Genomic DNA, 12,196 nt, shown 5'->3' with positions numbered 1-12,196 from the left:
CCGGTAGGCCCGCAGAAATTTCCTGACACTCAGCTGAGAAGCGGGTCGCCCGCTGTGGCGTCAGGCGGTGAGCGCGCGCTCGAGCGGCGTGCGGAAGCGGGGGATCGGCCGGATGTCGCCGTACCAGCGGCGCAGGCGCTCGGCCTCGGCCGCGATGGCGGACTCGGCGTCGGAGCCCGCGTCTTCGAGTAGCCGCCAGACGATTTCGCCATCCGGGCGCTGCGCCCAGCCGCCGATGATGCGGCCGTCCCACCACACGCTCGGGCCGATATTGCCGTTGCGGTCGAAGAGCTCGGGCTGATGCGGGCCCAGGTACCAGTCGCGGGACTGCCAGCCCATCGGGGTGGGATCCAGCGCGGGCAGCAGCGCGGCCCAGGGCTCGGGCGGCGGGGTGGGTTCGAGGTCGTCGGCCAGCACCAGGCCGGTCTCGCCGTCGAGATCGACTTCGACGGTATCCACCAGCGCCAAGGCTTTACGGACCTCGCCGAGCGTCCAGCCCGTCCACCACTTGATGTCGCTGACCGGCGCGGGGCCGAAGGCGCGCAACCATTTTCGGACCAGTTCGGCCCGTGCCTGCTCGGCGGGCATGGCCGGAATCCCTTCCGGCAGCCAGGTTTCGATCGGGGCCCAGGTGTATTGGCTGCTGGCCCAGGTGCCATTGGGCCGCCCGCGCACGATCCGGCCCTCACAGCCGAGGGTCACCAGCACCCAGGTGGTGATGTTCGTCGGCTTGGAGTAGGGCTTGCCCGGTGCGGTGTCCACCTGGGTCCGCAGCCGCGGCACGTCCTTGCCCAATTGCGCGCCCGTCGCGCTGCCCCGGGTCAGCAGTGCCGCGTGGGTCTCGGCCTCGACCTGGTTCCACCACTTGGTGAGGTTCCCGGTCACCGCGCCGGACTGTTCGAGATAACGCCCATAGGTCTTGCGCTGCTTGTGCGCCAGCGCGTCCGCGGTCGAAGCCTGCAGCACCGGCACCAGCTCGACGGGCGCGACGAACATGGTGCGCCGCATGGCCAGCATGCGCAGCAGTGTCCGATCGTCGTAGAGCGCCTTCTCGACATGGCCGGGTTCGTTCTCGAGTCCCCGTGCCCCCACGGAAAGGAAGACTGTCGCGGGATCGGTAGCGTGCAACACCACCATCGACCGCACCACATCCTCGACCGCGTCGCTGCGGGTGGCCGCCGCCAGGCGATGCCGTACTCCGAGCCGGGCCCGTCGCTCCGCGACGTCCATCGAACGCATGGTCGAATCCTAGCGGACCGCAATCGAATTCTCGCGCAGCCGGGGTCTGGGGCCGCGATCGTCGAGAGTTCGGTCAGGCGGGTTCGTTGGTGCGGGTGACCTCGTAGCCGAGCAGGCGCTCGGCCTCTTCGATGCCGCCCTGGAGATCGCCGACGGCGTTCATCTTCGACAGATCCAGGCCGAGGGTGACCAGGGTCAGGGCGATTTCGGAGGACAGACCGGTAATGATGACGCTGGCGCCCATCAGGCCCGAGGCGTCGACGGTCTTGACGAGGTGATTGGCCACGACGACGTCGATGGCCGGCACGCCGGTGATATCGATGACCACCACCTTGGCGCGGTTGCTGCGGATGGCCCGCAGCAGCTGCTCGGTGAGCTGGCTGGCGCGCTGTCCGTCGAGCACGCCGATGATCGGGAGGATCAGCAGCTGCTCACGGACCTGCAACACCGGGGTGGACAGCTCGCGGATCGCCTCCTGCTGCTGGCGGATGATGCGCTCGCGTTCCTCGACGAAGCTGACGCCCACGGTATTGGCGATCCGGTTCGCGGCCGGCTCGTAGGCGTCGAGAATTCGATTGAGCAGATCGAAATCCGACTGGTATTTCTCGAACAGGCTGCGGGCCAGCACGTCTCGCAGCAGGAGGACGATACCGAGCACTTCGTCGGTTTCCACGCCCCGGGGAATGATTCGTTCGGATAGGTTTCTGGCGTAATTCTGTAGCGCCTCGACGCTGCCGGTCTCCAGCACTTCGACATAGTTCTCGTAGACCGAGGTCGCTTCCGAGAAGATCTCTTCGCTCGTCATCGCGGTGAGTAATTTTGCCGCGGTGATGCGCTGGGCCCAGCGTTCGCGCAGGACGGAGCGGTTCTGGCGGAGGTGCGCGACCAGCTCGGAGAGCAGGCCCTCGCCCGGCCGGGCGGGGGGCTCCTCGAGTTCGTCGAGCAGCTCGGTCGTCGATATGACCGGTATGTCAGTCATGGATCACTTCGCTTCCTTCCGGATTGTGGATAGTGAGCGGAACAAATTGCGAATCATTTCTTGCTGATTCGGCGGAACCATACTGCTGAACCTCCGAATTGGGGCGTGTTGCCAGCGAACTCGACGGCGATTCGCACCCATCGGCGGGACGCCGGAGAAATTCACCGTCGCCGGTGCCCGGCGTGGGTGCCCGGGGAACGCGATCGCGCGTGCGACGATGCCGGATGTGGGTGGACGGTGGCGAGGCTGGAGAGTGGTCGGCGCAATCTCGGTGATGGTCGCGGCGACGATCAGCGCGACTCCCGCGGTGTCAGCCGCTCCGGGCGACGGCGTGACCATGCGACCGGTCAGCCTGACCGTCGACGGCGAGACCGCGACCGGCCGCGTCTACGAACCCGACGGCGGCGCACGGGGATTGATCGTCGCGGTACACGGGCACGACGGCAGCGCGAGCGACTTCCCCGAATACATGAGCTCGATCGTCAAGCAGACCGGCGCGGCGCTGGTCACCATGGACCAGCGCTCCGACGACAGCGTCTGGCGCACCGGCGAATGGAACGTCTGGGCCGGCTGGCGCGACACCGTCGCCGCTACCCAGTGGTATCGCGCCGACCACCCCGGCCTCGGCCCGACCATCCTCTGGGGCTGGAGCCAGGGCGGCGTCACCAGCGGCCTGGCCGCCGCCTACGCCCCGCCCGGCACCTACGACTACTGGGTCGACACCTTCGGCCACGCCGACGACGTCAGCGCCTGGTTCCTCTCGAACCTCCCCGGAAAATCCCTGCGCCCCGAAATCGAACGCGACGCAGGCAACTGCAACCCCCTCACCTGCCCCCAGTCCTACCTCGACCGCTCGCCGGTCTTCCTGGCCAACCGCATCACCGTGAAGCGAGCCATCCTCGTCCACGGCACCGCCGACGCCCTCGTCCCCTACTCGAGCTCCCTCGAAATGCGCGCCGCCCTCACCCTCACCGGCAAACCCACCTCCCTCTACACCGTCGCCACCGGCCGCGACCTCGACGGCCGCATAGTCCCCGGCGAACACGGCATCAACCCCGTCTTCTTCGAATCCGGCTGTGTGGTCTCCCGCCTCCTCCTCGGCACCGAACCCCAATCCGGCACCCCCGACTACCTCATCGACATAGCCCAGAACATCAACACCGCCCCACCCGCCCCACCAAACGCCAAGTGCGCGGCCTAGTCCCAGCGAGCATCCCGCCCCGCCGGCCGCCACATCAACCACACTGGCGGTCCACCGAAACGCATCCTCGTCCGCCCGCGAACCGCGAACCCGAAACGTTCGTCGTAACCGACATTCCCCGGATTGCTGGTTTCCAGGTAGGCAGCGACGTTTTCGTCATCGCATGAACCGAGCCGGGCCCGTAACAGCTCGCGGCCATAGCCCAGTTCACGCACCCCCGGAGACGTCCCGATCGCCTGCAGGTACCAGTGCGGCTCACCCGGATGTATGCGCTGCTTCTGGAGATCAGCCAGCCCCAGCCGCGGAATCCGCGGCCCGAACGCCCGAATCAACCCGGGCAACATACTGACCTGAGCCCGAACGGTGTGTCTCCACCGACCGGGAGGCGACCACAGAGTCGCCCCGCACACGATGCCACAATCCGAACACGCCATCCCCCTCGCTCGCCACACCGACCATCGACCAGCCCCAATCCCGCTGACCCACACCGACAATCAAGCGCAACCCACGCCTACGACCCCGACGATACCCACCTACCCCCGCACCCGCCCACCAATCTCGGATCAGTGGGCCTATTCATGCGTTATCCGTCGCCGACCGGCGGCTTTCTCCCAATTCCACTGCCTCAGTGCACGTTCAGGCCCATGATCAACTCCTGCGGCCCTTTCGCGGCAATGCTCGCTAATGCCCGTCACGACCGAAATTCGCTGCACAGCAGCAGAACCGGCTGCCGGTGCTACGCGCTGATCAATCGACCGCCTGGCGCCGCAAATGGCGCACGTAGAGTTTCTGGGTGGCCCGGGCTACGAGCGTGCCGGTTTCGTCCAGGATCTCGGCGGTGTGGTCGGTGATGGATTTGGCGCCGGAGTGCGTCGTGTCCCGGATCGCATCTACCTGTTGTCGTGGGAGGTGCATCGTCGCGGTGACCGTTCCCCTGCCCGGCGCGAGGAATTCGATACTTCCGACGGTGTTCCACACGCGATAGTCGCGGCCGAGCCGCCCGTAGGCCATGATCCCGAAGAAGGGATCCGTCATCGAGTACAGGGTGCCGCCGAAGGCGGCACGGTTGGGGTTGTTGCTGGACGGTTGGGTTGACGGCAGCGCCCGGGTACCAGTTGCAGGCGGACCGGGCGCTGACTGCGCTAGCGGCCACGATCGAAGCGGGGGCGCCGCGGAGGAGGGTTTTCGCATTGGTTTGTCTCCCAATCTTCTTCGCAATTGCCCAACCCGGTCAGTCGGGTATGTGTTCAGTCGGCGCTGACGGCGTCGACGATATTGAGGCGGGCGGCGCGGAGGGCGGGGGGAATGGAGCCGAGGAGGCTCAGAGCCAGTGCGGCGAGGGTGAATACGGCCAGTGGGGGGCCGGGGCGGAAGTGGACGTCGATGCCGAGCATGTCGGTGGCCAGGAGGGAGTAGAAGAATTGGTCGGTCAGGCCGAAGGCGACGCCCAGGGCGGCGCCGATGACGCCGATGGCGGCGGCTTCGGCCAGGACCATGCGGAGGGCGAAGCGGCGGCTGGAACCGACGGCTCGGAGGATGCCGAGTTCGCGGCGGCGTTCCAGGAGCGCCAGGGTGAGGGTGTTCAGTAGCGCCATGGCGGCGATGAAAGCGACGATCACCAGCATGATCCGCGACAGGACCAGGCCCTCCTGCATGGCGTGGCTGATGCCGTCGAGGGCGGCGGGGCCGCTGTAGACGTGGACTTCCGGCGGGAGTGCCGCCCGGATGTCGGAGATCAGTCGGTGCGGGTCTACTCCAGGGGCAGCGTCTATTTGGAGGGTGGTGGAGCCGGGACGCTGGAACCAGTCGCGCATGAGGGTGAGGCTCATCGCGGCGGTGCCCGCCAGAGCGGAGAAGTAGGAGACCGTTTCGAGTACGCGGGTGCGTTGTTCGCCGCTCGGGGTCTGCATCATGAGGGTGTCGCCGGTCGAAACCTTCAGGGCGCGAGCCAGATCGCGGGACAGGACGATGCCCTCGCCGGCGAGCAGGCGGCGCTGGGTGTCGGGGCCGAGGGAATGGAACATGGAGTAGTTGCTGCCCGGATCCACGCCGTAGACAAGGGCTTTGGTGCCGCCGAGGGAGGCGAAGGCGAGCTGGCCCTGGACCGTGCGGCCGATGCCGGGCACGGTCGCGACCCGTCGCACGATGTCGTCGGGGAGCAGGGTGGTGGGGGTCATGTCCTCGGCGCTGAGCGCCACCCAGGCGTCGTTGTCGCCGAGGGAGGCGAAAGTTTCGCGGGCCGAGCGGGTGGCATCGGTATTCGCGCCGGTAATGGTGATGGTCATGCCGACCGCGATGGTGACCGTCATGAGCGTCGCCCAGACGCGGCGCGGCGCCCGATCGATGTTCACCCCGGCCAGCACACCGGCCGAACCCAGCCGCCGGGCGAAGGCCGCCGCCAGCCGCACGATCGGCCCGGTGCACGCGAAGGCGAGCAGGATCTCCGCGCCGAGCGCGAAACCCAGTGCGGCGGCGGCGAACAGACCCAGGTGCGCGCGCTGGACCAGGATCGCGCCCGCCACCAGCACGGCCCCGCCGACCGCCGCGGCCACCCGCAACAACACCGGCACCACATCGACCCGCGACGCGCCGACCGGCGCCAGCGCCTCCACCGGATTCACCCGATACACCTGCCGCGCGGCCACCGCCGAGGCCGCCACATTGGTCACCGTCGCCGCCACCACCGCGACCGGAATCGCGTACCCGGGCAGTATGTATTGCAGCCGAGCATCCATCACCTGCGCGAACGCACCCGGCAGCAGGCTGATCGCATACCGCCCGGCCAGCACACCCAGCCCCGCCCCGAGCAGCCCGCCGATGACCCCCAGCGCGACCGCCTCCGCGAGCACATCCCGCACGATGGTCTGCCGTCGAGCCCCGATGGCCCGCAGCATGGAGATCACCGGCCGCCGCCCGGCCAGCGCCATGCTCATGGTGTTGTAGATCAGGAACGCCGACACCACGAACGCCAGGCCCGTACCCATGGACGCGATGAACCGCACCATCACGATCCCGTTGCCGGTCTGCGCGGCCCGCGCACTCGGCGTGCCGACCACCGCGCGTCCGGCGACCGCCGCCGTGACCGCCGAAGTCAACTGCGCCCGATCGGCATTCGGCTGCGCCACGATCAGCACCGAATCCAGTTGCCCGACCCGGTTGGTGATCCGCTGCGCCAACGGCAGCGGCGCCACCAGATAGTGTCCGCCATTGAGCTGCGCGAGCCGCCCGCCGCTCAATACCGCCGCGACGGTGACCCGCATCGGCCCCAGCTGGACCTGCTGCCCTTTCTCGAATCCCGTTCCGGCCCCGGCGAATACGCCGTTCGGCACGCGCAGCAGGCTCGCGAGCTCGTCACCGCGCACCGCACCCTTCAGATCGCTGTCCAGCGCGGCACTGGACGAATCCACGCCCAGCACCAGCAGCCGATCCGAATCCGGCCCGGCACTGGCCCGCAGCATCGGGACGGCCGCCGCCACCCCGGGCACGGTGGCCACATCGGCCGCCACCCGCTGCGGGAACCCCGCGTCGGTGACCCCCGAAATCTCCAGTGCCGCATTGCCCGCCAGCCCGGCGGTCAAGCGCTGGATGGATCCGGTGAGCGAGCCCGAGATGCCGATGACGGCCACCAGGAACGCCGAGCACACGGTCAAGACGACGATCGACGCCGCGGTCCGCCCCCAGTGCGTGGTGAACTCGCGCATGGTGAACAGCCGCAGCCGGTCCAGCAGCGCGATCATGAATTCACGCTAAGTTCCGGTGACGCCGGTGTCCACCCCCTGCGCTCCAATGCGTCTCAGACATTAGGCTCGATAGAATTGGAGCAGCGAGGACGAGGTGAGGCGCTATGAAGGTCGTGGTGGCCGGGGCGACAGGGTCGATCGGACGGCCGCTGGTCACCGCGCTACGGGCATCCGGGCATCAGGTGTACGCCCTGACCAGGGGCGGACGCGGCGCGGAGGTCGCTCGCGCGCTCGGGGCCACGCCGCTGGTCGCCAATGTGATGGACCGCTCGGACCTGTTGCGCGCCACCGAGAGACTGACCGCGGACGCGGTGATCCACCAGCTCACGGCCTACCGCTATTCGCCGCCCACCCACTACCACTCGCCGGGTCTGTTGCGGACCAACGCCTTACGCGAGGTCGGCAGCAAGCATCTGGTCGAGCTGGCCCAAAGGACCGGGGCGCGTAGATATCTCACGCAGTCACTGATCATCGGCTACGGCCTGCGCGACCACGGCCTGAAACCGGTGACCGAGCAGGACCCCTTCGGCCGCATCCCCGGCGACGTCAACGACGGCATCATCGGGGCCCTGCACGAGGCCGAAGCCAGTGCCTGGCGGGCGCCCGGCATCGACGGGATCGCCCTGCGTTACGGCCTGTTCTACGGACCGGGCGCATCCGATACCTTCGTGCGCGCCCTGAAGGTACGCATGCTCCCACTGCCGAACACGGTCACCGGCCACATCGGTTTCGTCCATATCGAGGATGCCGCCGCCGCGACCGTCGCCGCGTTGGAGCAGGGCACCGGCGGCCAGGCCTACAACATCGTCGACGACGAACCCATCACGTGGGGCACTATGTTCGAGGCCATGGCCGAGACCGTCGGCGCGCGCCCGCCCCGGCGCATCCCGGCCCGCCTGATGCGCATGACCTCCCCGCTGGCCACCGCCCAGATGCTGGACTTCTCCATCCGCGTCTCGAATGCCAAGGCGCGCGCCGAACTGGGCTGGAAGCCCGCCTACCCGACCTATCGCGAGGGCCTGCCGACCCTGGTGGACACCGTCACCTAGCCCGCCGGAACACATTCGCGCCCCGTCCGGTTCGATCATGACGAACGGACCGAACGGGAGGCAGTAGCGATGACACCGGTGGACCCCACCTACACCTGGCTGGGCGAGGAACTTGACCTCGACGCCTACCTGGCCCGGATCGGCTTCACCGGCGAACGCACGCCCACCCTGGCCACGCTGCGCGAACTGGTCCGCGCCCACACCACCACCGTGCCGTTCGAGAATCTGGAGATCATTCTCGGCCGCGGCGTCCCGCTGGATCTGGAATCCCTGCAGGACAAGATGATCCGGCGGCGGCGCGGCGGCTACTGCTACGAGAACGTCGGCCTGTTCGCGGCCGCGCTGGAGCGCTTCGGTTTCGAGTTCACGGCCATGTCGGGCCGGGTCACCCGGGGCGCGACCAACCTGCGCCCGGCCACCCACGCCCTGCTGCGGGTGCAGGCGGCCGACGACGATCGGATCTGGCTCTGCGACGTCGGTTTCGGCTGGGGTCCGCTGGAACCGGTCGAGCTCGCGCCGGATCGCGGTGAATTCAGCGCGGGCGCATGGCGTTTCCGGCTGGAGCGGCAGCTCGACGCGGTCGGCGGCGAACTCTGGACGCTGTACCAGTTCGGCAAGGACGGCTGGGTGGATCGGCACACTTTCGCGACCACCCCGCAGTACCGCGTCGATTTCGCGGTCGGCAACCACTACGTGTCCACCTCGGACCGTTCGCCGTTCACCATGCGCCCGTTCGTGGAGCGGTTCCTGCCCGAGGTGCAGCACACCCTCGACGGCACCACCTGGACCGCCAACTACCCGGACGGTTCGGAGGAGGTTCGCGAACTCGAGGTAGCCGAGCTGCCCAAGGTGCTCGCGGAGGTCTTCGACATCGACCTCGACGAGGCCGATGCGGCGCAACTCGTGCGCGCCGAGTGGCCGGCGGCGGTGAAAGGTAGCTGAACGCCGCGAGTGTGCGGGAGCAAACACGCACCAAACCGTTTGGTCTATGTCTGGTCATGGATATGCTCCGACCAGCGTTAACCGGTACACGGTCACGTAAACATCGCCGAGGTGCGGCATAGATCTCACCGAGATCTCGCTCATATCTCACGCTGACGTCGGCGATCCGCGCGCCGCCCGCTACACTCGTGCGGGGAAACGCGCGGGCAACCGCACTGTCACAGTCATCTCGGAGAACTTCGGAGTAGTGCCATCGAAACCGGCCAAGTGATCGCAGGGCATTACCGCCTGGTCGAACGGATTGGTAGCGGCGGCACAGGTGTCGTCTGGCGAGCCGTCGATCAGCGGCTCGAACGTTCCGTCGCGGTCAAGCAGATCATCACGCAGCCGAGCTTGTCGGATGCGGACAAGGACATCGTCCGGCAGCGTGCGGCGCGCGAGGCGCGCAACGCGGCCCGGTTCCAGCACCCCAATGCCATTGTCGTGTTCGACATCACCGAGCACGAGGGTGACCCGTGCCTGGTCATGGAGTACCTGCCGTCGCAGAGCCTGGCGGTCGTACTGTCCGCACAGGGCACGCTGCCGCTGCCGCAGGTCGCGCGCATCGGCGAACAGGTGGCATCCGCTCTGATCGCCGCGCATCGCGCCGGAATCGTGCACCGCGATGTCAAGCCGGGCAACATCCTGCTCGGCGACAACGGCGCGGTGAAGATCACCGACTTCGGCATCGCCAAGTCCAAGGGTGATGTCACCCTCACCGCCACCGGGCTCATCTCCGGCACCGCCGCCTACCTCGCCCCCGAGGTCGCCCGCGGCGCGGAACCGACCCCGGCGGCCGACGTCTTCGCCTTGGGCGCCACCCTCTTCCACGCGCTCGAGGGCGAACCGCCCTACGGCACCAACCCGAATCCGCTGGCCCTGCTGTACGCGGCCGCCAACGGACAGATCAGCGAGCCGCGCAATGCCGGCCCGCTGTCGGACCTGCTGCTGTCGCTGCTCAGCTTCGAGCCGGAGGACCGGCCGAGCATGCTCGACGTGCGCGACATCATGGCCGAATTCGCCGAGGTCGGCCCCGACGCCGAGGCCACCCGCGTGCTCGCCGCGCGCCGCGCCGGCCCGGCCGCGCCGCCCGCCGGACAGGCCGCGCGTCCCGCGCCGCGCCAGAACACCCGGCAGATGGAACGCCGCTCCGCCGCCAATGTCGACATCGCGACCGGGGCCATGCCCCAGGCGCAACTGCTCGACACTCCGCCGCCGCGTCCCTCGCACAACGCCGGTCCGCCGACGCGCAATCATCCCGCGCCCGAAGTGGATTACGAGGAACCGCGGTCGAGCAAGAAGCTGATCTGGATCGCGCTGGCCGCGGTCGTGGTGATCGCGGGCGGCATCGCGTTCGGCCTGCTGTCCAACTCGGGTTCGAGCTCCAACGCGGGCTCGAACGGCGGCGCCAGCACGAGCAAGGTGTCGCCCTCGGCGAGCACCGCCAAGGGCGCGCCGTCGGGTCTCGGCCAGACCAAGAGCGTCTCGCCCGTCAATTTCAGCGACGCGCTCGACGCGGTGCAGAGCTTCTGTGACGGCTTGCTGCCCAACGGCAACAGCGCCGGCGCCTGGAAGCATCTGACCCCCGCCGCCCAGCAGGTCTACGGCAGTCAGCAGGCGTTCCAGAGCTATTGGAGCCAGAACCCGGTGACCAGCTACGCCGGCATCAGCGGAACCAACGGCGGCACCGCCAATTCCGATGGCTCCATGGACATCACGCTGGCCAGCATCACCACCAAGAGCGGCAACAAGTCGCTGAACCTGCGGGTGATCGACGCGGGCGGCGGCAACCTCGAAATCGACAGCGACACCAAGTAGAGTCCGAAGCCGACCACTGCGCCGCACCGGAATTCCGGTGCGGCGCAGTGCATTTCAGATTTCGCATTTCGGTGCGGCCGGCCATGCCCGCGTGACGTCGCCGCGGTGGGGCGAACTCCGTCATTCCGGCTCGACACTCCGTCATTCCGGCCTGCTCATGGCCGGAAACCAGTGCTGTCGGGCGGATCCCGCCCGAGAAACATGCCGGGATGACGAGAGTTCTGGTCTGCCGGGACGACGAAGGGGTCCTGGTTGTTGGGATACCGCCGCCTCCCCCGTCGTGATGATGCGGTGTCGTCGTGCGATAGTGCCGCGATCGTGGGGGTCGGGTCAGCCCCGGGTGGCGGGCTCGGCGGTCAGACTCGCCAGCAGGCGCAGGGCGTCGGCGCTGGGGGAGCCGGGTTCGACGTGGTGGGCGACCAGGGCCTGGTCGGGATCGTCGGGGAGGCGGAAGGTCTCGTAGCCCAGATCGAGGCCGCCGACGATGGGGTGGCGGTAGATGTGGCGGCCGTGGGTCTTGTCCTTGAGCTCGTGGCGCTGCCACAGCTCGGCGAATTCCGGGCTCTCGGCGTTCATTTCGTCGATGAGGGCGGTGATGCGCGGGTCGCCGGGATTGCGGGCGGCGTCCAGGCGCAGGTAGGCGACGGTGTCGGCGGCCTTGTCGTCCCAATCCTCGTAGAGGTCCTTCGCGCCCTCGTCGAGGAAGACCAGGTGCAGGAAGTCGCGCTGTTCCGGCGGCAGCGCCCCGAAATCGGTGATCAGGGCCGCCGCCAAGCGATTCCAGGCCAGCACGCTCACGCCGCGGCCCACGATGTAGGCGGGGACGTCGTGCGCGGCGTCCAGCAGGCGGCGCAGGCCGGGCCGCACCTCCTGCGCGGCCGGCGGCTCCTCGCCCGACCACGGGCGGGCCAGACGGTAAAGATGGTCGCGCTCAACCTGATTCAGGCGCAGCGCCCGCGCCACCGCGTCCAGCACGGACTCGGAGAACTGCAGGCTGCGCCCCTGCTCCAGGCGCACATAGTGATCCACGCTCACCCCGGCCAGCAGCGCCAGCTCCTCGCGGCGCAGGCCCGGAACCCGGCGGCGGGCGCCGTGATCGATCAGCCCCACCTCCTCCGGGCTGAGCCGGGCACGGCGTGAGCGCAGGAATTCACCGAGTTCGGCACGACGGTCGAGGGTCATGAGTTCA

The 12,196-nt window shown here is 68.4% G+C and carries 10 protein-coding genes; 4 read left to right on the top strand and 6 right to left on the bottom strand.

Going from position 1 to position 12,196, the window contains the following annotated elements; genetic code table 11:
• Nucleotides 1-60: 60 nt before the first annotated feature.
• Entirely contained in the window at nt 61-1,239 is a 1,179-nt protein-coding gene (locus GPX89_RS39425) for a winged helix DNA-binding domain-containing protein (protein ID WP_157392832.1), read from the bottom strand.
• 73 nt (nt 1,240-1,312) lie between these two features.
• Complete coding sequence (locus GPX89_RS39420; RefSeq protein ID WP_157392831.1) at nt 1,313-2,218, bottom strand: STAS domain-containing protein; 906 nt, start codon at nt 2,216-2,218, stop codon at nt 1,313-1,315.
• A gap of 253 nt (nt 2,219-2,471) precedes the next feature.
• Between GPX89_RS39420 and GPX89_RS39415 the strand changes: the two genes are divergently transcribed.
• On the top strand, nt 2,472-3,419 hold the full coding sequence (locus tag GPX89_RS39415) for an alpha/beta hydrolase family protein (RefSeq protein ID WP_328602834.1): 948 nt from the start codon (nt 2,472-2,474) through the stop codon (nt 3,417-3,419).
• On the opposite strand, the gene GPX89_RS46380 is transcribed toward GPX89_RS39415, so the two are convergent.
• From GPX89_RS46380 to GPX89_RS39400, 3 genes are all read right to left on the bottom strand, one after another.
• The gene (locus GPX89_RS46380) at nt 3,416-3,763 is read right to left on the bottom strand and encodes a GNAT family N-acetyltransferase (protein WP_407939549.1); all 348 of its coding nucleotides are present in this window, start codon (nt 3,761-3,763) and stop codon (nt 3,416-3,418) included. The genes GPX89_RS39415 and GPX89_RS46380 overlap by 4 nt on opposite strands.
• Nucleotides 3,764-4,166: 403 nt before the next feature.
• The gene (locus GPX89_RS45695) at nt 4,167-4,610 is read right to left on the bottom strand and encodes a DUF4442 domain-containing protein (protein WP_157392829.1); all 444 of its coding nucleotides are present in this window, start codon (nt 4,608-4,610) and stop codon (nt 4,167-4,169) included.
• 56 nt (nt 4,611-4,666) lie between these two features.
• Nucleotides 4,667-7,156, bottom strand: coding sequence for an FtsX-like permease family protein (locus GPX89_RS39400; protein WP_157392828.1), 2,490 nt, complete (start codon nt 7,154-7,156; stop codon nt 4,667-4,669).
• Nucleotides 7,157-7,263: 107 nt separating this feature from the next.
• Between GPX89_RS39400 and GPX89_RS39395 the strand changes: the two genes are divergently transcribed.
• The 3 genes from GPX89_RS39395 (at nt 7,264) to GPX89_RS39385 (ending at nt 11,007) form a co-directional block, all read left to right on the top strand.
• Entirely contained in the window at nt 7,264-8,208 is a 945-nt protein-coding gene (locus tag GPX89_RS39395) for an NAD-dependent epimerase/dehydratase family protein (protein WP_157392827.1), read from the top strand.
• Between the two features lie 69 nt (nt 8,209-8,277).
• Nucleotides 8,278-9,150: an arylamine N-acetyltransferase family protein gene (locus GPX89_RS39390; RefSeq protein WP_157392826.1), complete on the top strand. Its 873-nt coding sequence runs from the start codon at nt 8,278-8,280 to the stop codon at nt 9,148-9,150.
• Nucleotides 9,151-9,417: 267 nt separating this feature from the next.
• The gene (locus GPX89_RS39385; RefSeq protein ID WP_328602833.1) at nt 9,418-11,007 is read left to right on the top strand and encodes a serine/threonine-protein kinase; all 1,590 of its coding nucleotides are present in this window, start codon (nt 9,418-9,420) and stop codon (nt 11,005-11,007) included.
• Between the two features lie 330 nt (nt 11,008-11,337).
• Here GPX89_RS39385 and GPX89_RS39380 read toward each other — a convergent pair whose 3' ends face one another.
• Nucleotides 11,338-12,189, bottom strand: a complete 852-nt coding sequence (locus GPX89_RS39380; protein ID WP_157392825.1) for a helix-turn-helix transcriptional regulator — start codon at nt 12,187-12,189, stop codon at nt 11,338-11,340.
• Nucleotides 12,190-12,196 lie beyond the last annotated feature (7 nt).

The sequence above is a fragment of the Nocardia terrae genome (assembly GCF_009760405.1).
Lineage (GTDB): Bacteria > Actinomycetota > Actinomycetes > Mycobacteriales > Mycobacteriaceae > Nocardia > Nocardia terrae.
Note: the sequence above shows the minus strand (reverse complement) of the source record. Positions and strands in the feature narration are given on the sequence as shown.